The following is a 25,067-nucleotide window of genomic DNA, read 5'->3' as shown; positions in this document are numbered from 1 at the left end:
GAACCCGTTTGAGAGTATGAAGCCTGCGTTGAGAGGTGGGGCATTCAAGTTGTTGTCGAGCTTTGGATAAAAAGCGAACCTTCCAAAAAGCTGCGCAATGATGATTCTATTCAATATGCTGAACGCTTATCGGAGGTTGAATTTAAAGCCTCCATACGCCGAGCACGAGATTTCTCTGGTAACGCTCTGGCGGAAATGATTAACGGTTTGCAGCTGATGGAAAGTCTTTAGTAAGGGCGTGGTGAACACAGAGTAAGATAATAAGGCGAATGGATAAAGCTGACGTAGAGAAGAAAGAAAACAACGAGTCAGAGCCCAGGGGGCTCTGACTTTGGTGGCGCAGATCAGTGAGCGCCATCTTCTCCACTGTGCACATGACCGTGCTCCAGCTCATCGGGCGTAGCTTCGCGAATCCCAACAACTTCAATGTCGAAGTTTAAAGTCTGGCCAGCCAGTGGATGATTGCCATCGATGGTGACGGTATCTTCGTCAACTTCAATGACCTCAACGGTCTGCATGCCATTTTGAGTTTCGGCGTGGAAAGCCATGCCCACTTCTACCTGATCGACACCCTGGAACATGTCTTTTGGCAACTCTTGTACGAGAGTTGGGTCCAGTTCACCATAACCTTGCTCGGGCTCTACGCTCACTTTAAAGTTGTCGCCCACTTTTTTGCCACTCAAAGCATCTTCGAGACCAGGCACAATATTTTGAAAGCCGTGCAGGTATTCCAATGGTGCTTCACCTTCGGAAGTGTCGATGGTTTCGCCTTTGTCATCGCGAAGGGTGTAGTGGATGATACCCACCAATTCGTTTTTAAGTTCCATAATGTCCTCTGGGTAAATTATTGGCCGAGGCTATTCAGCCCGGGCTCGACAATGGGCAGTTGGGTCGGTAATAACTCGCGGCGTTGCCCTAAACGAGGAGTTACGGTTTTGCCATCAACTTCTGCTCGCAGCAGGTCGATCGCATAAGTCTTGCCATCTTCTTCGGTTTGCTGAAGCTTGACCAGCAGGTAATCCCAATGTTTGGCCATCCAGATATAGGTCACGCGCTTTTTGCCGGTGGCGCGAACTTTTTTGATTTTAACCGTGGCCAGTTTTCCCAGGCGGGTTTCCAGTAGTTCTTCGCCGACCATTTCAAACAAATAGGTTTTCAGGCGGCCGCCATCGGCAATGTTGTATTGCAGAGTCTGTTTGCCATTCAGCAGATCGCTGCGCAATTGCAATTGATAGCTTAATTTATCCAACGCACCATCGGGAATGTCCATGCGCCAGGGTTTGTCCTGCACATTGTTTACCACTTTGTGTTTTTCCCAATCAAATTCCAGTACCGCATCTCGACTTCGGCCCAGGCCTTCGCGGTGGTATTGGTATTGGCTGGGAACCAGTTGACCGCCTGACCAATTAAAGCGCGAGCTTTCCCGCAGCTTGGCCAGCCAGGTCGATGCACTGAAAATCAATTCCTGCTCGCCGTTTGGATGGGTACCCAGTTCGCGTGTTGCTTCAATGGTAAAGCCGGAAAACTTGGCTTTATAAGTCGCGTGAAAGGGCTTGGGTAATTGCTGATCAATTTCGGTGACTTGGCTTGCGGGTTGAATGGCAGCGTGCAGGGTTTCCGTGGCGAGTGCCTGTTCTTCTTGTTCTTGTGCGAATACCCCAGCGGCCAACAAGCAGCTGGCCAGAATAGAACTGGTTTTGTGCAGCAGAGGGCGCAGAGTTTTTAACATAAATCAGAGTTTACCTTGGCTATGGTCAAAAGGGCCCGTGTTATCGGGCCTTTATTAGACGACCACTTACAGGCAAAGGTTCACCATCAAAAAGGCTAACATGATTATTACCGTCTTTATGCAGTCTTAAGCGACCCTGGCAAAACCACTGTACCGCCAATGGGAACATGTAGTGTTCCTGGTATTGTACGCGCTGGGCGAGTGTCTCTGAGGTGTCTTTGGCTTCAATATCGACCGCTACTTGAACGATACCCGGGCCGCCATCCAGCTCGGCGGTCACAAAGTGCACGGTGGCGCCGTGTTGGGCGTCCCCGGCGTCGATAGCGCGTTGATGGGTGTTCAGGCCCTGGTGTTTAGGCAGCAGGGATGGGTGAATATTGATCATGCGCCCGAGGTAATGCTCGGTGAAGGTCGGGGTCAGAATACGCATAAAGCCGGCCAGAACCACCAGATCCGGTTGGAACTGGTCGATCTGGGCTTGTAGGGCCTGGTCAAAGCTTTCGCGATCGGCAAAGGCTTTGTGGTCCAGACATTGGGCTTCAATGCCGGCCTTGGTGGCTCGCTCCAGGCCTTTTGCCCCGGGACGGTTACTGATGACGGCAACAATGTCGCCGCCCAGTTCGCCGCTTTGCTGGCAGTCAATCATCGCCTGGAGATTACTGCCACTTCCGGAAATCAGTACAACAATGCGAGCTTGGGATGTGGTGTCCATACCGGGAATTACAGACCTTGCAGCTCAACCTGTTCTTCGTCAGCCGCTGCTTCTGCAATCTGGCCCACGATAAAGGCGTCTTCACCTTCCGTGTTCAGCAGTTCAATGGCGGCGTCCGCCTTGTCGGCCGGAACGGCGATGATCATGCCAACACCGCAGTTGAAGGTGCGGTACATCTCAACACCGTCTACGTTACCGGCGCTTTGCAGCCAGTTGAAAACTTCCGGCATGTCCCAGGATTTTACATCGATTACGGCCTTGCAGTTTTCAGGCAGTACACGAGGAATGTTTTCCAGCAAACCGCCACCTGTAATGTGGGACAGGGCGTTCACTTGATTTTCCTTGATCAGCTTCAGCAGAGACTTCACGTAGATGCGGGTAGGGGCCATCAGGGCTTTTGCCAAAGGTTCGCCGGCCAGATCCTGTTGCAGATCGGCACCGGAGACCTCGATGATTTTACGAATCAGGGAGTAACCGTTCGAGTGCGGACCGCTTGACGCCAGGCCGATCAAGGTATCGCCAGCGCTAACTTTACTGCCGTCGATCAACTCGCTTTTCTCGGCCACACCGACACAGAAGCCGGCCAGGTCGTAATCTTCGCCTTCGTACATGCCCGGCATTTCAGCTGTCTCACCGCCTACCAGAGCCGCGCCAGCTTGTTCACAGCCGGTGCCAATGCCATCAACCACAGCAGCGGCGACGTCGACGTTCAATTTACCGGTGGCGTAATAGTCCAGGAAGAACAGAGGTTCTGCACCGGCCACTACCAGATCGTTAACGCACATGGCGACCAGGTCAATTCCGATGGTGTCATGCTGACCCAGATCCATCGCCAGACGCAGCTTGGTGCCAACACCGTCCGTGCCGGATACCAGTACCGGCTCGCGGTAACCGCTTGGCAGCTCACAAAGGGCGCCAAAACCGCCCAAACCGGCCATTACCTCGGGGCGACGTGTGCGCTTGGCAACGTGTTTGATGCGATCAACCAGAGCATTACCTGCGTCGATATCTACGCCGGCGTCTTTGTAACTTAAGGAAGGCTGCTTATCTGTCATGGTTTGGGTCTTTAAGTAGTCTAAAAAACGGGCGCGTATTTTAGCTTGAAAGCCTGCCAAGCTCATTAGTTTTATTGGCTAATTTGCATTTTCTTTTAGTGATTGCTGCCATTCTGCTATGGCAAAGCTACAATGTGGCCGGATTGAAGCGTTGCTTGCCGTGAGTTTCTGTTGGAAGGGGCGGGTTTAGCCCGAGTTCATACCAGCAAGGCTATAGTTTCAGGCCTTTTTGGAACTTTGTGGTCATTGCTCGTATCAACAAGGCCATAGGCCGAAAACGGCGAGCCAAACCGGAATTTGATTGTATTGGGGGAGTTGTGGGCAGAATAATCGCCTGGATGTTTGCACTGTGGGTGTTTGCTGGGGTTCAGTGGGCTGAAGCGGTAAAAGTGGAAAACCTTTATCGCGCCAGCTTTAACGTTGAGGACCAGACCCCTGAACGTCGCGAAAAGCTCGCCGCAGAGGGCCTGCTGAAGGTATTGGTGAAGGTCAGTGGTTCCCATAATTTGCCGGATTCTTCTCAGCTTGGTGTGGTTTCGCGGCAGGCGAACCGATATCTTCAGCAATTCAGTTATGAAAATGCCGATGAAGGTTATCAGCTGAATCTGGATTACGCGAAAGGGGCTGTGGATACGCTGCTGCGCAAACTGGAACTTCCCATTTGGCCTGATAAGCGTCCCGAGGTTTTGCTGTGGCTGGTGCAGGATGATTTCCAGCAGCGCCAGATGCTCAATCTGAATGAGCAGGAAACCTTGTTCAATGCCGCCAAAATCGTAGAGACAGATCGTGGATTGCCACTGGCTTTACCGTTGATGGATTTGGATGATCGCGTGGCGTTACCGACTGCGGCCGCCTGGTCTCTGAATGAACAGAGCCTGGAGCAGGCTTCGAGCCGTTATCAGAGTGATGTGTCCTTACTAGGACGAATGAGCATTACCGGCAGCGGTCAATGGTTGGCGTCCTGGTTGTTGATGGATCGCGGCAAGCTTCAGTTGTTTGATGGTCGTGGCGCTAATCCGGAAGAAATTGTCGCCAACGGCCTGAATCAGGTTGCGGATTACCTTGCAAGCCAGCATGCGATCGTTGCCAGCCCGCTGGCGAGCAAACCCTATTATATGCAGCTGGATAACATTGCTGATTTCCAGTCTTACCGTAAAGTGCTGGATTATCTGAATGGTTTGGCCATGGTACGTTATGCCGAGCCGGAACTGGTGTTAGGTGAGCAGCTGCGCTTACGCTTGTTTATCGACGGACAGCTTCAGCAGCTGGTTGATGCTATCGCGCTGGATAAAATCCTGCAGGCCAATTCCGCTGTGGGTGAAGCTCGTCAACAAGGTGTCATGTACTATCAGCTGCCGCAGCCTGAAAACAATGTATTGCAACCCCTGGTGCCCATTGACGGTGAACCTTTGAACGAGCAAGGCGGGTTACCAAATGGAGTTATGGAAAAAGCATCCGATACAGAAACAACGGCGATTGATGCTTCCCAGGCCCCGCAGCCCCCGCAATTGCCCTGATCGAATGTTATCTTGATGGCAATCTTGAGCCCCTGATTTCAGTTGGGGGCTTGATTCCATAAAGAGCAAAAGGGTAAGCTCGCGCTTATTTTTGCCATTTCAGAACTCCGTGGAACATTCTCAACCTCAACAATTATCTCTGGGCGTAGCCCTGGCGGACGATGCCACCTTTGAGAACTTTTACACTCAAGAAGGTTCGGCGGCGGCGCAGGCTGTGCACGCTCTGCAGCACTTTATGCAAAGCCCGACTGAGCACGGATTTTTCCTGTGGGGGGCCAGCGGAAGTGGTTTGAGTCATTTGCTGCAAGCCAGCTGCCACCTGGCCAACCAACAGCAATTGAGCGCGCAATATTTACCTCTCTCGGAACTGGTTGGCTTTGCGCCGGATGCCCTGCTCGAAGGCATGGATGGTTTTGATCTATTGTGCCTGGATGGTTTGCAACACATTGCGGGTAAAGCAGATTGGGAGCAGGCCTTGTTCAATTGCTTTAATCGCAGCAAAGACAGTGGCCGTAAAATCCTGTTCAGTGCCAATGCTAACCCCACCGAGTTAAACATTAATCTGCCTGATTTGGCATCGCGTTTGAGTTGGGGCTTAAGCTTTCAAGTGCCATTGATGGGCGACGCGGAAAAACAACAGGCGCTGACCTTGCGTGCCAAGGCGCGAGGTTTGGAGCTGTCCGATGAAGTGGCTCAGTTTATTCTTCATCGAGCGCCGAGACATATTGCTGAGCTTTTCGAGATACTGGACCGCCTTGATAACGCCTCTCTGGCTGAGCAGCGAAAGTTAACGATTCCTTTCGTAAAACAGGTTTTGGGTTTGTAGCCTGCGGCTGAACAATCCGATAAGTAAGCTAATCACAAACAAAAAGCCGCAACAATTGTTGCGGCTTTTTTGTTTACAAGGGCGTCAGCACTTAAGGTGCTATACACGCCAGACAGCGGGCGTACATGCCTTTGGGATCATTCAAATTACTCAACTCTTCAATGGCCTCACTCACTGGGCTGAACCAGCTGGCAATTTTCTGAGTGATTGGCTGAACCCAAGGGTTCACAGAAGCCTGGGTGTTCAAGTTGTTGGCCAGTTCCTGCATAAATTGCTCACCGGGGCTCAATAGGCGTTTGATCTCGACCACGTCATAGTCACTGATCTCTGCGTACTCGGCGGCAGCGGCAATGGCGTCGTTCAACCCGCCGAGTTTGTCCACCAGTCCATTGTTGAGAGCCTGTTCACCGCTCCATACTCGGCCTTGGGCGATTGTGTGGATATTTTCAGGGCTGGTATCACGACCTTCTGCTGCAATATCCAGAAACTGTCGATACACCTGCTCAACACCTTGTTGTACAACACGCTCTGCCATTGGCGTTAAGGTACGATCCACACGCATACTGCCGGCAAGTGCAGTAGTGCCCAGTCCGTCGGTGTGAATGCCTAAATGCTTCAGGCTTTCTTCCAGAGTGGGGAAGGCACCAAACACACCAATCGAACCGGTGATCGTGGTAGGGGTTGCCCAGATTTCATCACTGGTTGCGGAAATCCAGTAGCCACCGGATGCCGCAACGCTGCCCATAGATACGACAACAGGGATGTCTTCTTGGAGATCCAGTAATTGCTGGCGAATGATTTCAGAGGCGAAAGCGCTGCCGCCACCGGAATCAACACGCAGTACCAGAGCTTTGAGTTTTTCTTCTTTGGCCCGACGAATCAACTCGGCCAGGGTGTCGCCGCCGATGCTGCCTTCCGGTTGCTCACCATCAAGGATGGTACCGCTGGCGACGATTAAGCCGACTTTATCTTCTTTCACTTGAAAAGCGGGTTCAGTCAGGGCAAGGTAACGTCCGGTATCGATACCGCGGTAGCTGTCGCCTTCTTTGTTCTTGCCCACTTTTTCCTGCAGTTTGGTCAATTGTAAATGGCGGGGCAGAAGTTCATCCACAAAACCGGCGGCCAGGGCCAGCTCGGCGGTGTTGCCATTATTTTCCTGCAGGCGAACATCCAGATTATTAATTAAATCATTCACGCTGCCGGCTTCCATTTCGCGCAGGCCTTCCACACGTTGGGTGTAGTGCCCCCACAGTTGGCTCAGCCATTGCTCATTGTGCTCTTTCGAGGCAGGGGACATATCGTTGCGCATATAAGGCTCAAGGAAATCCTTGTACTGACCCACTTTGAAAATGTGCACATTAATGGACAGCTTATCCAGCGCGTCTTTGTAGTAGTTGCGATAGGCCGCAAAACCCATCAGGCCAACGCCGCCCATAGGATTCAAATAAATTTCATCGGCAAAGGCCGCCAGGTAGTACTGGCTCTGGGAATAATAATCACCCACGGCATAGACCGGTTTGCCAGCGGCTTTAAAAGCTTCGATGCTCTGACCCAGCTCTTCCAGTTTGCTGATGCCGCCGGCCATGCCGCCGAGATCAAGTACCATGGAATTAATCTTGTCGTCGTCTTTGGCTCGCAGAATGGCTTTTTGCAAATCCCGGAGACGTGTTTCGGTTTGGCCATCGTTGCCGCCCATTAACTGTGCAAAGGGGTCTTTGGCACTGAGTTGGTCAACAAGATAGCCCGAGGGCGCGACGATCAGGGCGGTATCTTCACCGAGCGGTTCCTGCCCCTTGGGAATCAGGGCAGCGAAGAATGCGATCAGGATAAATAAAAACAGGATATTTAACACAATGCGTCGCAGACCATTGATGCCATCCCACAGCCCGCTTAAAAAACGCAAAAACACCGGGCGCTTCTGTGATTCACTCATAATCGATCCTTTTTCAATAAACTGCCCATTGGCAGATCTCTTGCTATCGCAGTATCAAGCTTGTGTCGGGGCCTGTTGCTCGTCCTGCTGTCGCCAGTATTTGTTGTACTGAATCCAGCGGCTGCACATCATGCCCGTGAAGAACAAGGTGATGCTGAGTATCAATTGTAGCCAATGGTAGGTCTGAACATGTTCTGATGGTATTCCTACGCTGACTACCGCAGCTGTGAAATAGAACAAAATGATAAAGCAAAACCAGCTGTAGGCTTTGTGATTGCTTTTCAGCATGCTCCACAGCGGCAGCAGCAATGGCACAACCTGAAATGCCCAGACACCCCAGGCGCCGTTTTCATGAGTCAGATTGAGCCAGCTGTACAGTGCTATCAATGCTCCGTAACACAACCAATGCAGGCGCAGGCCCCAATGGAGTTTATTCTCCAGATTGGGAATGCGCTTAACTTCTTTGACGGTGTTTTCACTCATAAGTTACACCATCTTTAATGCATGTTTTGCCAGACGCTTGCCCTGAGCCTGGGCCAGGCTGATTTCTTCGGCGCTCAACTCACGACCTTCCTCACCACCAAGATGGGAAACACCGTAGGGTGTGCCACCGGTTTGGGTAGTGCTGAGTTCGCTTTGGGAGTAGGGCACACCCATCAGCACCATGCCCTGATGCAGCAACGGCAACATCATGCTCAGCAAGGTACTTTCCTGGCCGCCATGCAGGCTGGCGGTAGAGGTAAACACACTGGCAGGTTTATCAATCAAATCGCCGTTCAGCCAGAGGTCGCTGCTCTGGTCAATAAAGTATTTCAAAGGGGCGGCCATATTGCCGAAGCGTGTCGGGCTGCCGAGGGCCAGCCCGGCACAGTTCTGTAAGTCTTCCTTGCTGCAATAGGGAGCGCCGCTGTCGGGAATATCGCTACTGGTCGCTTCACATGTGGCTGATACGGGAGGAACGGTGCGCAGACGGGCTTCCATTCCTGCGCCTTCAATGCCGCGTGCTATTTGTTGAGCCAACTGGGCGGTGCCACCTTGGCGACTGTAATACAAAACCAGAATATAAGGCTTGCTCATGTCTGTCTCTTTCCAGGGCCTGTTATGGGCTAAAACGAGGGTTTTCCGGGTCTGTTGTCAGCCGCTTAGATCAGCTCCAGAACATTCTCGGGGGGGCGACCCAATACGGCTTTGTCACCTTTTACAACGATAGGACGTTCAATCAACTTGGGGTGCTGTGTCATGGCGTCAATCAATGCCGCTTCACTGTGACTGTCATCGGCCAGATTCAATTCTTTGTAGGCATCCTCACCTTTGCGCAGCAACTGACGTGCCTTAATGCCCAGTTTACCCAATATGGTCGCCAATTCCTTGCTGTTGGGGGTGTTGTCCAGATATAGAACAATTTCAGGCTCTATGCCTTTCTCCTCCAGAAGCGCCAGGGTTTGGCGGGATTTTGAACAGCGAGGGTTGTGGTAAATGGTGTACATAGATAATTCCTTCAATAAGCGCGAATCAGTTCTCACAGACGACAAGTGCGCTTGCTGTGAATGGGCTAAACTGCCTATTGTATGTCGATGTGTTTTTTTATGCAGCTAAAGACTTTTGCCCGGCAAATGGATACTCTGGGAGGCCGCAGAACCCGGGGTTCTAACCACAAATTTTAAGAGGACAATATGATTACGCTCGAGACTGTTCAGCGTTTTATTCGCCAAATCATATTCCACTATCAGGACAAACAGTGCCAGAAGAGTGCAGCGGCACTGACCTACATGACGCTGTTCGCCATCGTGCCGATGATGACGGTGAGCTATTCCATGTTTTCCGTGATTCCGGCGTTTTCCGGGCTGGAGTCCCAGCTGCAGACGCTGATCTTTGATAATTTCGTTCCATCGACGGGGCAGGAAGTGCAGCAATACCTGGCGGGCTTTTCCTCCCAGGCACGCAGCCTGACGTCGGTTGGTGTCATCATGCTGGTGGTCACTGCCTACTTGATGCTGAAAAATATCGAGGCCAATTTTAATTCCATCTGGGGCGTGAAAGAGGGCCGCAAAGGCCTGGCGAACTTTTTATTGTATTGGGCCGTTTTGAGCCTGGGTCCTTTGATGCTGGGTATGGGACTGGCGGTTACCACCTATTTGTTATCTCTCAAACTGTTCGAAGGTGATGAAACTCAGGGTGTGTTGGCGGGCGTTTTGAGTTTTCTTCCGTTCTTCTTGGCAACTGCGGCGTTTACCTTATTGTTTGCCGCCGTGCCGAACTGCAAAGTCAATTTAAAGCACGCCGCCATGGGTGGTTTTCTTACCGCTATTGCCTTTGAGCTGGTCAAAAAATTGTTTGCTACCGTTGTGGGCATGACATCTCTGGAAGTGATTTACGGCGCGTTTGCGGCTGCACCTTTGTTCCTGATTTGGATCTATGTCATGTGGATGCTGGTGTTATCCGGAGCCATTCTGGTTCGAGTATTGTCGACCTTTTCGGATGGGGCTGATGGTCAGCACTATCCTGATTTGGTCGCTGCGCTATTGGTACTTTGGGCATTCCACCAACGCTGGCAGCAGGGCGAAAGCCTGACTGACCGACACGCCGCTGAAGTGGGTGTGGACGGGCGCCAGTGGGCAAATATTCGTCAGGCTTTGTTACAACAGCAAATTATCGCGGCGACCAACAGTGGCGATTATGTCTTGAGTAAAGACCTTTCCCGTGTGCGCCTGCGTACGCTTGCAGAAATGGTGGGCGTTGAAAGCCAGCTGCCCGGCGAGTCGCGCTTTTTGCAGTCTTTACCCTGGTTTCCCTCTGTGGCAGCGCGTATGTTGGCTATTGATCAGAAAACCGAGTTGGAATACGACGTCTGTTTAACTGATGTATTCAGTACCGTTCCGCAAACTCTGGAATTACCCGAAGAAGATGCCTTGATCAGCGATGATGGTGTGTTCCCGATTCATCAGGCCAAGCAGGGCAATGGTGGCAATGAAACGCAGTAGTTGGCTTGCAGGCATCGTCAAACAAAAGAGTCTTGCTTTTTTATCGCTGCTTATCTTGACGGCAGCTTTGGGAGCTTGCAGTAAAGATCAGAGTGTTGAACTCGCCAATGGCTCTGATCTCTCTCTAAATGCTCAACAGATATTGGTCGTCAATTACTGGGCCAAGTGGTGCAAGCCCTGCCTGCATGAGATTCCCGAACTCAATCGATTGAATCAGCAAGATGGCATTACCGTAGTGGGTTTTGATTTTGACAAGCATCAAGGTCAGGAACTGAATGACCTTATTGCCAAGATGAAGATTGAATTCCCGGTACTTGCCGGCCATTTAGAGCCCAACCGTATTCATCCTGAATTAACACGTAAAGCGCAAGCGCTGCCCATGACCTACCTGATTCGGATTCCGAATCCTGAATCGGGGGAAGCTGTTCGCTTAAGTAAGGCCTTGTTGGGGCCGCAAACGGAAGTTGGGCTGCTGGCAAAAATCGAAAAGTTCCAAAGTCAGTTGTAGTATCTATGTTGTGTATATGCAGTATCTATGACTTCAGGACTTTTTGACAACCGGTATCCACCAACGAATTTCCATATCTTTTAACGGCCGAAAAGCGATGGGAAAGTAAGCTGCAATATCAGGCTTGCTGCTGTCTCGCTCGTACCCTGTTGCCTCAAACCATTCACCGTAAATACGTTTGTTTGTTTTTACTGAGGCGGGGTATCGGCAGCTGAATTCAGCATAGCTCGCCGAGGGTATTGAAAAATGGCTGAAAATATTGCTTTCCATATCGGGTGTCTTTTCTATGCAGAGTACGTCATTGAAAGAATCACGGCAGCCATCTTCATTCGGGAAGAAAACCGACATGAGAGGTGCTTCGGATATAACACCCGAGCGTCCCAGACTCAGTTCCGATAAACGAGCATATTCCTCGCTGCCGACGTATTCCTTCCAGAACTTAGGACCGGTTTTGATGAAGGTTTCATAGTCAAATTCCTTGGCTTTTCCGATGATTTGAAACTCCGGTTTTTCGACAATTCGATATTGCAACATATCTTCACCTTCTGCTTTAGTTTGGCTGGACGCTGGTCTATACGCCGACAGTTTAATGTTGCCGGAACGAGCTTCGCTTGGGTTGATACCGTGCAGGTTTCTGAACGCACGGGTAAACGCATTTGGTGACTCAAACCCGTACTTGGCGGCGATATCAATGATCTTCTCTGTGCTGGACAGCAGCTCGGCCCCCGCTTTGCTGAGCCTTCGCCTTCTTACATGTTCAGCGAAAGTAATCCCGAGCGTGGCGTGGAACATACGGTGGAAATGGTATTTGGAGGAGCACGCAATCTCGGCCGCAACATCAACGGAGACATCGCCGTCGAGATTGTTTTCAATATACTCAATCACCCGCTGAATTCGTGTTGACCAATCCAATTGAATACGCTTCCTGTTGAATGTTCGGAATAGATCATACTGGTTTTTCAGCGGTCGGGACTCACCTTTTTTTGCGGTTTTCCGTGTGTTCTCGAAGAGGGGAGTGGTGTTGGTAGCGGGATGTTGGTAAAGATGTCTGTAGAAATAGCAGAGATTGTGGGGGGAGGGGTAGAGCAGACAGCAGCTGGTGTTAGCCCAGCTGCTCAATGTTCAATCATTAAAATAGGGAGCCGAGTCCGCTTTCTTCCTTTCGTTTGCGAATAACAGATTCAGGTTGAAGATCAAATTCCTGCTTGAATACCGTTTCGCCATCAAAGGTGGCAAGTTCAAGGGTCCATTTCCCCGGAACCATTTTCCAGTCTTGGTCGATCTCCCGAATAAAGTGAAAGGTGCCGGACCCGCGAGTAAAGTGAATGTAATGGTACGGCGGGTTTTCAGCACCATCTTCATCCACTGCGATTGGGTTGGTCCATCGGGCTTTCAGTGCGATCATTTTTCCATAGTATTTGGAAATACGTGGATAGATAGAGACCTTTAGCTTGGTGCCGAATGAAGCGCCTTTCTCGAGTGGGATTGTCGTTACCGAATCCTCAAAGGAGTAATAACCATTGCTGTCTTTCAGGTATAAGCCGGTTTCCTCTTCCTCGATTTCGGCGGTAAACAAAGTGGCGTCACTGGTTTCTTCCAGCATGTCTTTCAAGTGACTTATCTGTTGGCTATCCAGGGGCAGTCTCCAGCTTATCTCGGACATCACCTCATGAACGGCATTTGCAAGGGGTTTATCAAATTTTTTGCCTTCAAATTCTTCATCCACAAGCGTGGATAGTTTTTCGAAGCATTGGGGTATATCCTGAACGACCCCCTCCCCAAAACAGTAGGCTCTCGCTAGGTAGAGTTTGGCCGATGAGTTTTCAGTTGCTGCTTTCTTGAAGTATTCAATCGCTTTCTCATGACTGGCTGAGTCAATCACGCCTCGACGATGAAGGTGAGCCAATCGAATATTTCCGTTGTTGTAATCATTTTCGGCTGCGAGTTTATACCAGCGGGCCGCTTCATTGAGATCTTTGTCGGCTGCCTCACCTCGATGATAGAACGATGCAACGTTGAATTGAGAGCGCGCGTGCCCAAGCTTGCCAGCCAGCTTGTAGTTCTTCATTGCCAGCTTTCCCCGTCGATCAACAAGCCCATTGGCATCCAAACCATCGGCTATTCGCTTATATTGATCAATGAGAAGTTCTTGTTGATCTTCTGTGTACGCGGGAGGCAGTCCCAAGGTTCTTCGAATAAAGTCATCGACATAAAGATTGTGATGTATATCGTCATACCAGCGGTGGTGACCATGGCCACTCTTTTTGTAAAACAGAGTTTCAAGCGGTTTATTTAGCTGTTCCAGTCGCATTTTGAAGCGATTGCTTTGTTCAATGGGCGCAATTTCATCCTCATATCCTGCGATTAGAAGAGTTGGGGCTTCCAGCTTGTCGGCTTGATATAGCGGAGAATAGTCCCACAATTCCTTGCGCATACGCCCAAGAATCTGCTCATAACTTTCAATACTGCCATCAACGTCGTCGATATTTCTGCTGTTAAATATAAGAGGTAAATCATAGACGCCAAATGCCGCAATCACACAGTCGTAAACATCCGGGTGTTTGATTGCCAGCATTACTGAAGAGTAACCGCCATAGCTCGTTCCCATGGCACAAACATGCTGATAGCTATCTGTCTTAATGACATGATCGACAACAGAGCTAATGTCTTCTTCAATGGCCTTACCAAATTGGGCAATGCCAGCTTCCAAAAACTTTTTGCCGAAACCTTCTGAACCCCGAAAGTTAACTTGCAGTACTGTGTAGCCACGGCTGGTTAAAAATTGAATCTGGCGATCAAAGTACTGTGCATCACGAACCCCAATCGGGCCACCATGAGGGTTCACAATGAGAACACCGTTACTTCCCTCTTTAGGGCGGGTTAGAATAGATTCCAGCTCTTGACCTTCATTGTTCAGCACAGTCAGGTTTTGAGCTTCACTGAGTGAGTTTTTATCCAGATCGCCTCGAAGTTCTCCCACGAGTTCAGCCTTGGAATTTTTTTTGTCGAACAAATAATATTGGCCTGGATTGTCACTGGAGAATACAAAGACAAGAGCATTCTGGGAATCTTTCCCTTCACCGACAATGGCAAGTTGCTGATTTGGGAAAGCTCTATCCAATTTGGCTTTCGTATCGACTTGGGTTTTGGAGAAGAATTTGGTGACGAGTTGTCCGTGATCGAGATAGGCAACAGTTTCCAGCAGCTTTGTTTTTGGGTTTATCTTGGCGCCCAATAGATCATATTTCGGGTGAGCATAAATGAGTTCGCCCAGGTTTTTTGTTTTAAGGTCATACTTATATAAGCCGGTTAAATCGGATTCATCATTACTTAGAACAGCCAGTGTGTGTTCGTCCAGAATTCCAATGGGATTGAAGTTGAAGCTTTCTTGATCAACGGTTGTTGCAACTTGCCACTCTTTCATCCCCTCCGTGAGATAGTATATGTAGACACTTTCTTCTTCGAAATCGACTGAGACAGACAGCAGCTCTTTGTCTGAATGACTGGAAAATATCATAAAGGCCGATGGTGCCTGAATCGGAAAGAGCTTAGCGTTCTCCGCTACCTTATTGTCCATCAGTGTTTTGTAGTCAGCATAGTACAACTTGACTTCAGGTTTACTGCTACTGCCATCGTTTTGGGCAAAAAGGACTGTTCCGGGTTTATCGATTAAATTGTCTACTATGTAGCCTTTTGCCCAAATGCGCTTGGCTTTTGTGTAGGGTGTACCATCGTCTTTGAACTTGATCGGTAGAATGGCCTGTCTTCTGTCTTTACTACTTTTATGTTTATAGTCGATAAGGATTGTGGTGGCGTCCAGCCATTCCAGATCCAGCAAGCGAGCTGTTTTATCATATGGAAATGAAATAATTTCATGTTGGATCATGCTATCTGTGAAGGTCAAATCGATGAGTGTGCGGTCTTCTTCATATTTAAAGATCGCGAGATACTCACCTCCAGGGCTTAATGCCGCAGTATTAATATCATTGCTTCTGAATAGGTCTTCAGGGGGGATTGGCTTGGAAAAGCCCATGTTGCTGATCAAACTGAATTGAATGATCAGGAAAAATTTAATAAACCTCAACGTCATTTTTCCACTCCTTTGCTAGCGCTGATTTCTCCACTTTGCATCAGCTCAAAAAATCGATCTTCTTTTTGCCCCGTATAGGTGATTGAGTGCGCCTTCAATAAATTGGGGAAGCGTTCCTTCATAAATTCGTAAGCATACGAGGAGCGATTAACAATCAACATGTCGTTGTTCCAGTTCCGACGTTCAAACTTAAAATCTCCAACGTAGCTGATGGTTCCCGGAGCTACGGAAAAAGACCAAATGTCTCCAAGTAAACTGTATCCAGTATATCGGCCTGTTTTGACGGACTTAATTCGATATTCACCTGCTGGCAGGGCAGTGAATAAATAATTGCTGTTATAACGCACATCATCCTTGGTAAACATGATTTTGCTTTCACCATCAATGACGATGAATTCCAAATACATATTGGAGGAGAGGCCGAGTAGTAAATACCCTTCGCTGTTTTTGATAGGTTTTGCAGTATCGGATTGCACAGTGCTGACTCGACTGGCACAACTGCTCAAAATAAGAACACTTACTACAAGAAAAATAGAAATAATGCGGCGATTCAAATCTTGAACCATGACACTTCCTCTGTGATGGATGACTTTGATTTTTAGGCGCCTAAATTTGCCATAGCCGCCGCTTGATAGCCAGTCAAAAAAGAGAAATTTGCCTCACGAGTTTCTTTTTGCAAGTAATTTGGCCAATGAAGCTTGTTGGCCTTACAAAATTAAGAATCTTAAGTCCGGTCAGACAAGCTTCCAGTGCCGGGAAGGTAAATCCAGAGCACGTCACGTATAAATCATTTACAGCTGAACCCTTGATCTGGGGCAATTAAAGTTCTAAACTTTCAATAATTTCTGAAAATACAGAAATTATTGAATTAGCCGAGGTAATGTTATGACTATGACTCCACAGATCGAGGCCTTTGTTTACCATTTTGGTGAGATGGGCAGCCGTTGGGGGTTTAATCGAACGGTGGGGCAGATGTACGCCTTGATCGTGCTCAGTGAGCATCCATTGTGTGCCAATGATCTCAGTGAGGCCCTGAATATCTCGCGCGGTAACGTCAGTATGGGGCTGAAAGAGCTTCAGTCCTGGCGCTTGCTGCAGGAAAAGCGCATTCCTGGAGACCGCAAAGAATACTTTACCGCCGCTGGAAGTATCTGGGATATGGCCATTCGAGTGTTGGAAGAGCGCCGCCGTCGCGAGGTGGAGCCCACCTTGAGTTTGCTGAGAGATACTTTGTTGGAATCCCCGGCTAATGAGCAAGAGGCCTATGCCCAGGAGAAAATGCAGGAGATTCATGACCTCCTCGAACTCTGCAGTGGTTGGGCCGATGAATTGCTGACCATGCCCCCTCAAAAGCTGAAAACATTGATGAAGCTCGGCAGTGGCATGGGGAAGGTTCTTGAGTTTACCGATAAGCTCAGTTTGCGCGGGCCGGATAGTTAGCGCCGGTACACGTCTGCTTCGGGGCTGAAACGCTCCTCTCTCTTTTGATCCACGAGGTAAATCATGGATATTGTGATCGATACTGTCATGTTATCGAGGGTTCAGTTCGCCCTGAATATCAGCTTTCATATCTTATTTCCCACCATCACGATTGCCCTGTGCTGGGCATTGCTGTTTTTCAAAATTCGTTTGCACCAGACGGGCGACGAAGTCTGGATGCGTTGTTACCGTTTCTGGGTAAAGATTTTTGCATTAACCTTTGCCTTGGGTGTGGTGAGCGGAATTACCATGTCGTTCCAGTTTGGCAGCAACTGGCCAGGCTTTATGGAGCGAGTGGGGAATATCGCCGGTCCATTGCTGGGTTATGAGGTGCTTACGGCGTTCTTTTTGGAAGCGACGTTTCTGGGCGTCATGCTGTTTGGTGTCGATCGCGTTTCTCCCCGAATGCATACCATTGCAACCGCGATTGTCGCGTTGGGTACGACGGCATCGGCGTTTTGGATTTTGGCTTTGAACTCCTGGATGCAAACGCCTACCGGGTTTGAATTGCGCGACGGTGTGGCGTTCCCCGTCGATTGGTGGGCCGTCATTTTTAATCCTTCATTTCCCTATCGTTTCTTCCATATGTTGCTGGCCTCACTGATTACCGCCTGCTTTCTCTTAATGGGAGTGTCGGCCTATCGTTTATTAAAAGGTGACCATAAGCCGGCGCCAAGAATCACCCTGCGTCTCGGGGCATTGGTTGCCGCGGTTGCAATGCCGGTGCAAATTTTTGTGGGTGATTTACACGGTTTAAATACCCTTGAGCATCAGCCTGCCAAAGTTGCTGCGATGGAAGGCGTCTGGGAAACCGAACGTGGCGCAGATCTGTTGTTATTTGCTTTGCCGGATGAAGAGGCTCGTGAAAATCATTTCGAGATTGGCATTCCCAATATGGCCAGCTGGATTCTCACCCACGAGGCGGATGGTGAAATCAAGGGCTTGAATGAATTTAAAGGTGAACATCCTCCGGTGGCTCCCGTATTCTGGAGTTTTAGAGTCATGGTGGGCTGTGGTTTGTTGATGCTGCTGATTTCCTGGACCTTGAGTTGGCAGTTGTGGCGCAGGGAAGACGCCAGCCCCTGGTTGCTAAAAGCTTCGGTGGCTATGACCTTTTCGGGTTGGCTTGCGACGCTGGCGGGTTGGTATGTCAGCGAGATTGGTCGTCAACCATTTCTTGTGCAGGGGGTGCTGCGAACCTCAGAAGCTGCCACGACCATCCCTGAAGGCAATGTACTGTTTTCCTTGCTGATCTACGCAACGCTGTATTGCGGTTTGCTTTGGGCTTATATCCACACGGTATTTCTGATGGCTAGAAAATCCGCCAAGCTGGAGGCGCCCGGCGTTCCAGAAAATAAACAAATCGCTGATGTAAACGCGACAATAACAGGAGCTTAAGATGAATATTTTCAATGCATTGATTGATCCGAACTATCTTGGGCCTATCTTTATCGGTTTGATGGCGCTGGCCGTTTTGGTGTATGCAATTTTGGATGGTTACGATTTGGGGGTAGGTATCGTGCTGCACCGTCATGATGAAGCCATGCGCGATACCCAAATTGCATCCATCGGCCCATTCTGGGATGCCAATGAAACCTGGCTGGTATTGGCGATTGGTTTGATGCTGATTGCGTTTCCCGAGGCTTACAACATTCTTCTTCAGGAGCTGTATATTCCGGCAACGTTAATGTTGGCGGGGCTTATTCTGCGAGGGGTTGCCTTTGATTTCCGGGCCAAGGTCGCGATGGAGTACAAGGGCTTGTGGGATCATATTTTCAGATCCGGCTCACTGATTGTGGCACTGTCTCAAGGGTATATGTTGGGGCAATACGTGTGCGGTTTTTCCGATGATTCCCTGACGATTGTGTTTTCCTTGCTGAGCGCTTTTGGTGTGGCGGCGGCGTATTCCTATATCGGGGCTTGCTGGCTGGTGATGAAAACCGAGGGTGAACTGCAACAGTACAGTGCAAAAACCGCACGAGTCAGTGGTGTACTCATGGCTTTGGGTATTGCGGCAGTATGCATTGTGAATCCCTGGATTAATCCGGAAGTTTACGCTCGCTGGTTTAGCTTTCCGAACAATTTATTGTTGTGGGTGATTCCCATTGTCAGCGCGGCCTTATTTGTTTTATCGGATCAGGTTTTGAAGCGTGTTCCCGCCGAAGATGACTATGGCTGCTGGATACCCTTTGTGCTGGCTGTGTTGTTGTTCCTGAATTGTTTTCAGGGTATTGTGGTCAGCTTCTATCCGGATGTAATTCCCGGTCGCCTGAGTTTGTTCGAGGCTGTGGCTGCGCCGGAAGCCTTAGGCTTTATTTTCTGGGGTGCCGTAATTGTGGTTCCTGTTATTCTGGGCTATACCGCATACTCCTATCGGGTGTTCTGGGGTAAGGCCACGGCACTACGGTATTTCTAAGGTGCTATGGTATTTTTAGAATGTCTTGAAGAGACTGCTGGAAGCACTGAAGGAAGAGGTAGGAGAATAGAACGGAAAAAAATCGGGGCAGAAAACTCTGCCCCGATAGCGTTAGATCGCAGAAACCGCACCATCAACCGCGATGGCCTGGCCGGTCATATAACTGTTACCCGGCGACAGTATCAACATCATGGCGTTAACCATTTCCTGTACGGTGCCGTAGCGCTTCATTGGGCAACCTCGCACCAGCATGTCTTCCACACCATCTTCTTTTAACATACCGGCACCAATATTGGTGGGGGAGAAGAAAGGGCAAATTGCATTCACGCGAATGTTTTGTTTGGCGTACTCAACAGCGGCGGTTTTGGTTAAGCCGATGACACCGTGTTTTACCGCTGCATAGGGAGCAAGCTTGGGAGCACCTCCGATACCAGCCATAGAGCTAACATTCAGAATTGATCCGCCTTCTTTGAACATAGCGGGAATTTGATGCTTCATGCCGATCATAACGCTCTTGAGGTTGACCTCGTATTGGCGGTCAAAGATATCGCCTTGTTGCTCGTGAGTGGCCAGCATTTCATGGCCAACGCCAGCATTATTCACCGCAATATCGAGACGGCCAAACTTTTCGAGGGCAGCTTTTACCAGAGCTTCACAGTCTTCCTCTTTGCTGACGTCGCATTGCAGCAACACCGCTTTATCGCCGTATTCGGCGCTGGCTTTGTCGAGACCGGGTAGATTGATATCGCCCAGAACCAATTGAGCACCACGCTCGTGCAGGCCTTTTGCAAGCAGGGCACCAAAGCCACTGGCCGCGCCCGTGATGATGGCAACTTTGCCACGAAAATCTAATAGTGAATCCATAATGTATCTTCTATGTCTGGGGCCAGCCAAGCTGGCCGGAAACCTTTAAACAATCATACCGCCATCAACCACAATGCATTCCCCTGTGGTGTAGCTGGAAGCGTCTGAAACCAAATACAAGACGGTGCCGGCCATCTCACGAGGTTCGGCATGACGCTTCATGGGAATTTTATCAATGGCCATTTGGTAGATTTCATCGTGAGTAAACAGGGCGCCTGCAAATTTGGTTTTGGTCAGACCAGGCAACAGGGCGTTACAGCGAATGCCCAGTTCCGCACACTCGCGAGCAAAGGCTTTGGTCATGCTGACCACGGCCGCTTTGGTGATGGAATAAATCGCCTGGGCGGGGCCAGGATGAATCGCATTGACGGATGCGGTATTTACAATGGCGCCGCCACCGTTTTCTTTCATCAGTTTGCCCGCTTCGATGGACATAAAGAAATAACCGCGAATGTTAACATCAACGGTTTTGTTGTAAGCACCCAGGTCGGTATCCAGTACATGGCCGAAATAAGGGTTTGTGGCGGCATTGTTAACCAAAATATCCAGCTTGCCGTGTTTTTCGCGAATGTAGTCGAAGGTGTTGGTAATGTCTTCCATATTACCTACGTGACACGCCAGTGCTTCCGCGCTGCCGCCAGCAGAGGTAATGGCATCCACGACATTTTGGCAGCCTTCTTTCTTGCGCGAGGTAACCATGACATGAGCGCCTTGTTCGGCCAGCAATTTGGCGATTTCTTCACCGATACCGCGACTGGCACCGGTTACCAGGGCAACTTTGCCATTTAAGTTAAATAATTCTGTACTCATTGTTGTTCTCCGTATAGTGCTGTTGGAGTTTTATTGTTATGAATGGCCTATGGCAGTAATACCATCTTGCCTTTTACCTGGCGGCCCATGACTTTTTCAAGGGCGGCTTTGGCGTCACTTAATGGTAAAGCTTCATCGACAACGACTTTGACTTTGCCTTGCAGGTACCAGCCGAGCAGCTCGCGCATATTGTCCGCAAAATCTTTTGGTTGATGTGCGGTGAATGAGCCCCAGAATACGCCGACTACGGAGTAGCCTTTGACCAGTGCCAGGTTGACCGGGAATTTGGGGATTTCTCCAGAAGCGAAGCCGATGATCAGCAGGCGACCGTTCCAAGCCATGCAGCGACTGCAGGCATCGAAAGCATCACCGCCGACGGTGTCATAGACCACATCGATACCTTTGCCATCGTTAATGGCTTTGAGTTCGGTTTTCAGATCGTTCTCTTTATAGTTAATGAGAATGTCGGCACCGTTTTCTTTGGCCAGTTGCAGCTTTTCTTCGCTGGAACAGGCCGCAATTACGGTTGCGCCCATGGCTTTACCAATTTGAACCGCCGCCAAACCGGTGCCTCCGGCCGCACCGGTTACCAACAGGGTTTCACCCGGCTGAATATTGGCGCGCTGCTTGAGTGCATGGTGAGCGGTTGCGTGGGCGGTTGTTAAACCTGCCGCTTCCGCATCGCTGATGCCGTCTGGAATGGGAATAAGGTGAGTGGCCGGGCAGAGGGCCTTTTCGGCATAACCGCCAACACCCACAAAACCGATCACACGGTCACCCGCCTTGACATGGTTGACGCCGTCACCGACTTCGCTGATTACTCCTGCAACTTCTGAGCCGGGGGTAAAGGGGAAGGGCGGTTTCATTTGATAGAGCCCCTGCACCATCAAACCGTCGGGGTAGTTGACGCCTGCGGCTTTGATATCCAGAACAACATTACCCGGACCGGCATTGGGTGTATCGACTTCTTCATAACTGAGCTTGTCCAAGGGGCCAAATTCATGGCAAACGATCGCTTTCATGTTCTTATCCTTTTTTAATGGCAGGTTCTAAGCCTGGGCGATGGTATCTAAAGCAAATTGAGCCATGGGTTTTACATAGGCACCCATTTGTGCCGCTTTTTTATTCGAGGCGTTACCGTCGGCTGCGCGTTTGGCAACCCCCTGAATAATGGCGGCCAGGCGGAAGTAACTGAAGGCAATATAGAATTCCCAATTTGGAATGGAATCCAGACCCATACGCTTACAGTATTGAGCAACGTATTCTTCTTCAGAAGGAATGTTCAGTTCAGCACGATCGATTCCCATCAAACCTTTCATGTCACCGGCACCGGGCATGCGCAGCTGCATACACTGGTAGGCGAGGTCGGCAAAGGGGTGGCCCAGCGTCGACAGTTCCCAATCCAGAACCGCAATAATATTTTGATTGCTTTTGTCGAACATCACATTGTCGAGGCGGTAATCGCCGTGAACCAGAGAGACTCGACCATCATCTTCCGGCTGATTGTTTTCCAACCAGTCGATCAGCTGATCCATTTCATCGATTTTTTCCAACTCGGAAGCGCGATATTGTTTGGTCCAGCGATCCAACTGGCGAGCAAAGTAGTTACCGGGTTTGCCGTAGTCTTCCAGACCTGCTTCTGCAAGATCAACGCTGTGCAGCGCGGCCAGTACGCGGTTCATTTCATCGTACATTTTTCCGCGTGTGGCGTTGCCTACCTCAGGAAGTTGGGCGTCCCAATGTACGTTGCCATCGCAGTATTCCATGACGTAAAACATGGAACCAATGACATCCCGGTCTTCACACAGGTGATAAACCTTGGCGACAGGTACATCGCTGTTTGCCAGCGCTGCGAGAACACGGAATTCACGATCCACGGCATGCGCGCTTTTCAGGAGCTTGCCAGGAGGCTGGCGACGAAGAACATACACGCCGGATTCGGCGGTGATTTTAAAGGTGGGGTTGGATTGCCCACCGGGAAATTTATCGGCACTGATCGGGCCTTTGAAACCGTTAATTTGAGATTCCAAATAGCTTGCCAGTTTGACCACATCCAATTGGCTAACGTCTGCCATGATGATTTCCTCGTATTTTTCTAACGACAAAGCCGGGGCAGGCCCCGGCTGAGTGTTTACGTCTTGTTGTGTTAAGCGTGTGCTTTTGCCAGATTGCGGCCCAGCTGCATCATGTGAACCTGATCCGGGCCATCGGCCAAACGCAAGGTTCGCTGACCTGCCCACATATGTGCCAGGAAGAAATCCTGACTTACGCCAGCAGCACCGTGCATTTGAATGGCGCGGTCGATTACATCCAGTGCAACATTTGGTGCAACGATTTTGATCATGGCGATCAGATCTTTTGCGTCTTTATTACCGGCAGTATCCATCTTGTATGCGGCTTTCAAGGTCATCAAACGAGCTTGCTCAATCTGGCAGGCTGACATGGCGATGTCTTCACGAACCGACTGATTCTTCGCCAGTGGCTGACCGAAAGCAACACGCTCGTTGGCACGTTTGCACATCATTTCCAAAGCACGCTGGGCGGCACCGATAGAACGCATGCAGTGGTGAATACGGCCTGGCCCCAAGCGGCCCTGGGCGATTTCAAAACCGCGACCTTCACCCAAAACAATATTACTGACTGGCACACGAACATTATCAAAGATTACTTCGGCGTGGCCTTCCGGCGCATCGTCATAGCCAAATACGTGCATCGGGCGAACAATGTTTACGCCAGGTGTTTTTACCGGAACCAGAACCTGTGATTGCTGCATATGGCGGTTCGGGTTTTCCGGATCAGTCTTACCCATGACGATCATAATTTCACAGCTTTCACGGCAGGCACCGGAGATGTAAAACTTGCGGCCATTGATGACGTACTCATCACCATCACGCACAATCGACGTTTCAATATTGGTGGCATCGGAAGAAGCAACTTCCGGCTCGGTCATGGCAAAAGCCGAGCGAATCTTGCCTTCCAGCAGCGGCTCCAGCCATTGCTTTTTCTGCTCGGCGTTGCCGTACTTTGCTAGGACTTCCATATTACCAGTATCGGGCGCTGCACAGTTAAACACTTCAGGTGCCCAGGCTACACGGCCCATTTCTTCGGCCAGTGGGGCGTATTCCAGATTCGTTAAACCACCGGAGTATTCGCCGTAGGCCAGAGGCAGAAAGAAATTCCAAAGGCCTTCAGCTTTGGCTTTCGCTTTCAGCTCTTCCATGATCGGCGGAGTCTTCCAGCGATCGGCATTGACCTGCTCGTGGAAGGTGCCTTCATTGGGGTAAACATGTTCGTCCATAAAGGCGCGAACGCGTAAAACCAGATCTTTGACCTTATCGCTGTATTCAAAATCCATGGTTCTCTCCAAGTTGCTTTTCCAAGTTGTTTTTATTTGGATAAAAAGAATGTGCTATTAAATTACGCGTACGGCTGATTAACACTCAGCTGTACGTTACTGCGTCACTTCGACTGACATCGTCCAAGTGAGGAATATTATTGAAGCTGGCCAGGCGAACACTGCGCGGGCTGAAAACAAATCGGCTCAGGCTCGAATTGATTACCTGCATATTAATGTTCATTACCATATCGTCTCCGTAGCCCAAAACGTGCTTCATTGCCATGGCGATAGCGCCACCGGAACTGACCACCAGTACACGTTTGCCGGAGTAGTTGTCCTGAATAAAGCTCAGGGCATCGGCAACCCGTTGTTCAAAATCATCCCAGCTTTCGGGCACGGCGGTTTCCAGTTGATTGTTTCGCCAGGCTTCCATGGCTCGTTTGAGCACTTTAAAGAAGGGGCGGGCATCGCTTTTATCGGCCGGCATTTCTTCGGGAGATTGCTTCAAGTAAGCGCTGACGACGGAGTGAAAGTCGAATTCATTGAGCCCGCCATGTTCCGTAAAGCCATCGCGGGATAAGCCCAGGCCCTCACAGATGCCCTGGGCGGTTTCCCGATGGCGCACCAGTTTGCCGGTGATAATGTCATCAAATGATTTGTCCTGTTGTTGGAAGTACTCACCCAGCCAGCGAGCCTGCTGCCAACCCAGTTGGGACAGCTTGTCATAATTATCCTCACCAAAAGAGGCCTGGCCGTGACGTACTAACAAAAACTCTGACATATCTCTCCCGAGGCTTGATGTTTGCTGCC

The 25,067-nt window shown here is 49.9% G+C and carries 24 protein-coding genes; 7 read left to right on the top strand and 17 right to left on the bottom strand.

Annotation, left to right across the window (positions count from 1 at the left end; all coding sequences use genetic code 11):
- Positions 1 to 344: 344 nt before the first annotated feature.
- The 4 genes from G8768_RS12140 to purM are packed head-to-tail and all read right to left on the bottom strand — an operon-like array spanning position 345 to position 3,496.
- The gene (locus G8768_RS12140) at positions 345 to 827 is read right to left on the bottom strand and encodes an FKBP-type peptidyl-prolyl cis-trans isomerase (RefSeq protein ID WP_166846572.1); all 483 of its coding nucleotides are present in this window, start codon (positions 825 to 827) and stop codon (positions 345 to 347) included.
- Between the two features lie 17 nt (positions 828 to 844).
- Positions 845 to 1,729: a DUF3108 domain-containing protein gene (locus G8768_RS12135; protein ID WP_166846575.1), complete on the bottom strand. Its 885-nt coding sequence runs from the start codon at positions 1,727 to 1,729 to the stop codon at positions 845 to 847.
- A 40-nt stretch (positions 1,730 to 1,769) separates the two neighbouring features.
- Entirely contained in the window at positions 1,770 to 2,441 is a 672-nt protein-coding gene (purN, locus tag G8768_RS12130) for a phosphoribosylglycinamide formyltransferase (RefSeq protein ID WP_166846578.1), read from the bottom strand.
- An 8-nt stretch (positions 2,442 to 2,449) separates the two neighbouring features.
- Positions 2,450 to 3,496: a phosphoribosylformylglycinamidine cyclo-ligase gene (gene purM / locus G8768_RS12125; protein ID WP_166846581.1), complete on the bottom strand. Its 1,047-nt coding sequence runs from the start codon at positions 3,494 to 3,496 to the stop codon at positions 2,450 to 2,452.
- 317 nt (positions 3,497 to 3,813) lie between these two features.
- Here purM and G8768_RS12120 point away from each other — a divergent pair, with 317 nt between their 5' ends.
- Positions 3,814 to 5,013 carry a DUF2066 domain-containing protein gene (locus tag G8768_RS12120; protein WP_166846584.1) on the top strand — a complete coding sequence of 400 codons (1,200 nt, stop codon included), beginning with the start codon at positions 3,814 to 3,816 and terminating at the stop codon, positions 5,011 to 5,013.
- Between the two features lie 109 nt (positions 5,014 to 5,122).
- Positions 5,123 to 5,839 carry a DnaA regulatory inactivator Hda gene (gene hda, locus G8768_RS12115; RefSeq protein WP_166846587.1) on the top strand — a complete coding sequence of 239 codons (717 nt, stop codon included), beginning with the start codon at positions 5,123 to 5,125 and terminating at the stop codon, positions 5,837 to 5,839.
- Between the two features lie 91 nt (positions 5,840 to 5,930).
- Here hda and sppA read toward each other — a convergent pair whose 3' ends face one another.
- From sppA to arsC, 4 genes are all read right to left on the bottom strand, one after another.
- Positions 5,931 to 7,772, bottom strand: a complete 1,842-nt coding sequence (sppA, locus tag G8768_RS12110; RefSeq protein ID WP_166846589.1) for a signal peptide peptidase SppA — start codon at positions 7,770 to 7,772, stop codon at positions 5,931 to 5,933.
- A gap of 54 nt (positions 7,773 to 7,826) precedes the next feature.
- The gene (locus tag G8768_RS12105; RefSeq protein ID WP_166846592.1) at positions 7,827 to 8,255 is read right to left on the bottom strand and encodes a DUF2069 domain-containing protein; all 429 of its coding nucleotides are present in this window, start codon (positions 8,253 to 8,255) and stop codon (positions 7,827 to 7,829) included.
- Between the two features lie 3 nt (positions 8,256 to 8,258).
- On the bottom strand, positions 8,259 to 8,849 hold the full coding sequence (gene wrbA / locus G8768_RS12100) for an NAD(P)H:quinone oxidoreductase (protein WP_166846595.1): 591 nt from the start codon (positions 8,847 to 8,849) through the stop codon (positions 8,259 to 8,261).
- A 65-nt stretch (positions 8,850 to 8,914) separates the two neighbouring features.
- On the bottom strand, positions 8,915 to 9,259 hold the full coding sequence (arsC, locus tag G8768_RS12095; RefSeq protein WP_166846599.1) for an arsenate reductase (glutaredoxin): 345 nt from the start codon (positions 9,257 to 9,259) through the stop codon (positions 8,915 to 8,917).
- A 186-nt stretch (positions 9,260 to 9,445) separates the two neighbouring features.
- On the opposite strand from arsC, the gene G8768_RS12090 reads away from it, so the two are divergent.
- Positions 9,446 to 10,753, top strand: coding sequence for a YihY family inner membrane protein (locus tag G8768_RS12090; RefSeq protein ID WP_166846602.1), 1,308 nt, complete (start codon positions 9,446 to 9,448; stop codon positions 10,751 to 10,753).
- Positions 10,740 to 11,261 carry a TlpA disulfide reductase family protein gene (locus G8768_RS12085; protein ID WP_166846606.1) on the top strand — a complete coding sequence of 174 codons (522 nt, stop codon included), beginning with the start codon at positions 10,740 to 10,742 and terminating at the stop codon, positions 11,259 to 11,261. The genes G8768_RS12090 and G8768_RS12085 overlap by 14 nt, the downstream gene beginning before the upstream one ends.
- Positions 11,262 to 11,294: 33 nt before the next feature.
- Here the strand turns inward: G8768_RS12085 and G8768_RS12080 are convergent, their stop codons facing one another.
- From G8768_RS12080 to G8768_RS12070, 3 genes are all read right to left on the bottom strand, one after another.
- Positions 11,295 to 12,173 (bottom strand): AraC family transcriptional regulator, encoded by an 879-nt coding sequence (locus G8768_RS12080; RefSeq protein WP_166846608.1) that lies wholly within the window; start codon positions 12,171 to 12,173, stop codon positions 11,295 to 11,297.
- A 217-nt stretch (positions 12,174 to 12,390) separates the two neighbouring features.
- Positions 12,391 to 15,294 (bottom strand): prolyl oligopeptidase family serine peptidase, encoded by a 2,904-nt coding sequence (locus tag G8768_RS12075; RefSeq protein ID WP_166846610.1) that lies wholly within the window; start codon positions 15,292 to 15,294, stop codon positions 12,391 to 12,393.
- Between the two features lie 53 nt (positions 15,295 to 15,347).
- Positions 15,348 to 15,917 (bottom strand): hypothetical protein, encoded by a 570-nt coding sequence (locus G8768_RS12070; protein ID WP_166846612.1) that lies wholly within the window; start codon positions 15,915 to 15,917, stop codon positions 15,348 to 15,350.
- Between the two features lie 319 nt (positions 15,918 to 16,236).
- Between G8768_RS12070 and G8768_RS12065 the strand changes: the two genes are divergently transcribed.
- The 3 genes from G8768_RS12065 to G8768_RS12055 all read left to right on the top strand — a co-directional run bounded on the left by G8768_RS12065 (position 16,237) and on the right by G8768_RS12055 (position 19,246).
- The gene (locus G8768_RS12065; RefSeq protein ID WP_166846614.1) at positions 16,237 to 16,791 is read left to right on the top strand and encodes a GbsR/MarR family transcriptional regulator; all 555 of its coding nucleotides are present in this window, start codon (positions 16,237 to 16,239) and stop codon (positions 16,789 to 16,791) included.
- 72 nt (positions 16,792 to 16,863) lie between these two features.
- The gene (locus G8768_RS12060) at positions 16,864 to 18,228 is read left to right on the top strand and encodes a cytochrome ubiquinol oxidase subunit I (protein ID WP_166847543.1); all 1,365 of its coding nucleotides are present in this window, start codon (positions 16,864 to 16,866) and stop codon (positions 18,226 to 18,228) included.
- A gap of 1 nt (position 18,229) precedes the next feature.
- Entirely contained in the window at positions 18,230 to 19,246 is a 1,017-nt protein-coding gene (locus tag G8768_RS12055; protein ID WP_166846616.1) for a cytochrome d ubiquinol oxidase subunit II, read from the top strand.
- A gap of 111 nt (positions 19,247 to 19,357) precedes the next feature.
- On the opposite strand, the gene G8768_RS12050 is transcribed toward G8768_RS12055, so the two are convergent.
- The 6 genes from G8768_RS12050 to G8768_RS12025 all read right to left on the bottom strand — a co-directional run bounded on the left by G8768_RS12050 (position 19,358) and on the right by G8768_RS12025 (position 25,038).
- On the bottom strand, positions 19,358 to 20,110 hold the full coding sequence (locus G8768_RS12050) for an SDR family NAD(P)-dependent oxidoreductase (RefSeq protein ID WP_166846618.1): 753 nt from the start codon (positions 20,108 to 20,110) through the stop codon (positions 19,358 to 19,360).
- Between the two features lie 45 nt (positions 20,111 to 20,155).
- Positions 20,156 to 20,920 (bottom strand): SDR family oxidoreductase, encoded by a 765-nt coding sequence (locus G8768_RS12045; protein WP_166846620.1) that lies wholly within the window; start codon positions 20,918 to 20,920, stop codon positions 20,156 to 20,158.
- A 47-nt stretch (positions 20,921 to 20,967) separates the two neighbouring features.
- A complete protein-coding gene (locus tag G8768_RS12040; RefSeq protein WP_166846623.1) occupies positions 20,968 to 21,942 on the bottom strand; it encodes an NADPH:quinone oxidoreductase family protein in 975 nt (324 codons plus the stop codon).
- A 27-nt stretch (positions 21,943 to 21,969) separates the two neighbouring features.
- Positions 21,970 to 22,995 carry a phosphotransferase family protein gene (locus tag G8768_RS12035; RefSeq protein ID WP_166846626.1) on the bottom strand — a complete coding sequence of 342 codons (1,026 nt, stop codon included), beginning with the start codon at positions 22,993 to 22,995 and terminating at the stop codon, positions 21,970 to 21,972.
- 71 nt (positions 22,996 to 23,066) lie between these two features.
- Positions 23,067 to 24,275: an acyl-CoA dehydrogenase family protein gene (locus G8768_RS12030; RefSeq protein ID WP_166846630.1), complete on the bottom strand. Its 1,209-nt coding sequence runs from the start codon at positions 24,273 to 24,275 to the stop codon at positions 23,067 to 23,069.
- 85 nt (positions 24,276 to 24,360) lie between these two features.
- Positions 24,361 to 25,038, bottom strand: a complete 678-nt coding sequence (locus tag G8768_RS12025) for a histidine phosphatase family protein (RefSeq protein WP_166846635.1) — start codon at positions 25,036 to 25,038, stop codon at positions 24,361 to 24,363.
- Positions 25,039 to 25,067: the final 29 nt, after the last annotated feature.

Origin of the sequence: Pseudoteredinibacter isoporae, from assembly GCF_011602085.1 — a bacterium.
Lineage (GTDB): Bacteria > Pseudomonadota > Gammaproteobacteria > Pseudomonadales > Cellvibrionaceae > Pseudoteredinibacter > Pseudoteredinibacter isoporae.
This window is presented reverse-complemented; position numbering and strand designations above follow the sequence as displayed.

Bases quoted from the DNA above. Each gene is read 5' to 3' on its own strand.
- G8768_RS12140 (WP_166846572.1), bottom strand. From the start codon at position 827: ATGGAACTTAAAAACGAATTGGTGGGTATCATCCACTACACCCTTCGC.
- G8768_RS12135 (WP_166846575.1), bottom strand. From the start codon at position 1,729: ATGTTAAAAACTCTGCGCCCTCTGCTGCACAAAACCAGTTCTATTCTG.
- purN (WP_166846578.1), bottom strand. From the start codon at position 2,441: ATGGACACCACATCCCAAGCTCGCATTGTTGTACTGATTTCCGGAAGT.
- purM (WP_166846581.1), bottom strand. From the start codon at position 3,496: ATGACAGATAAGCAGCCTTCCTTAAGTTACAAAGACGCCGGCGTAGAT.
- sppA (WP_166846589.1), bottom strand. From the start codon at position 7,772: ATGAGTGAATCACAGAAGCGCCCGGTGTTTTTGCGTTTTTTAAGCGGG.
- G8768_RS12105 (WP_166846592.1), bottom strand. From the start codon at position 8,255: ATGAGTGAAAACACCGTCAAAGAAGTTAAGCGCATTCCCAATCTGGAG.
- wrbA (WP_166846595.1), bottom strand. From the start codon at position 8,849: ATGAGCAAGCCTTATATTCTGGTTTTGTATTACAGTCGCCAAGGTGGC.
- arsC (WP_166846599.1), bottom strand. From the start codon at position 9,259: ATGTACACCATTTACCACAACCCTCGCTGTTCAAAATCCCGCCAAACC.
- G8768_RS12090 (WP_166846602.1), top strand. From the start codon at position 9,446: ATGATTACGCTCGAGACTGTTCAGCGTTTTATTCGCCAAATCATATTC.
- G8768_RS12085 (WP_166846606.1), top strand. From the start codon at position 10,740: ATGAAACGCAGTAGTTGGCTTGCAGGCATCGTCAAACAAAAGAGTCTT.
- G8768_RS12075 (WP_166846610.1), bottom strand. From the start codon at position 15,294: ATGGGCTTTTCCAAGCCAATCCCCCCTGAAGACCTATTCAGAAGCAAT.
- G8768_RS12070 (WP_166846612.1), bottom strand. From the start codon at position 15,917: ATGGTTCAAGATTTGAATCGCCGCATTATTTCTATTTTTCTTGTAGTA.
- G8768_RS12065 (WP_166846614.1), top strand. From the start codon at position 16,237: ATGACTATGACTCCACAGATCGAGGCCTTTGTTTACCATTTTGGTGAG.
- G8768_RS12055 (WP_166846616.1), top strand. From the start codon at position 18,230: ATGAATATTTTCAATGCATTGATTGATCCGAACTATCTTGGGCCTATC.
- G8768_RS12050 (WP_166846618.1), bottom strand. From the start codon at position 20,110: ATGGATTCACTATTAGATTTTCGTGGCAAAGTTGCCATCATCACGGGC.
- G8768_RS12045 (WP_166846620.1), bottom strand. From the start codon at position 20,920: ATGAGTACAGAATTATTTAACTTAAATGGCAAAGTTGCCCTGGTAACC.
- G8768_RS12040 (WP_166846623.1), bottom strand. From the start codon at position 21,942: ATGAAAGCGATCGTTTGCCATGAATTTGGCCCCTTGGACAAGCTCAGT.
- G8768_RS12035 (WP_166846626.1), bottom strand. From the start codon at position 22,995: ATGGCAGACGTTAGCCAATTGGATGTGGTCAAACTGGCAAGCTATTTG.
- G8768_RS12030 (WP_166846630.1), bottom strand. From the start codon at position 24,275: ATGGATTTTGAATACAGCGATAAGGTCAAAGATCTGGTTTTACGCGTT.
- G8768_RS12025 (WP_166846635.1), bottom strand. From the start codon at position 25,038: ATGTCAGAGTTTTTGTTAGTACGTCACGGCCAGGCCTCTTTTGGTGAG.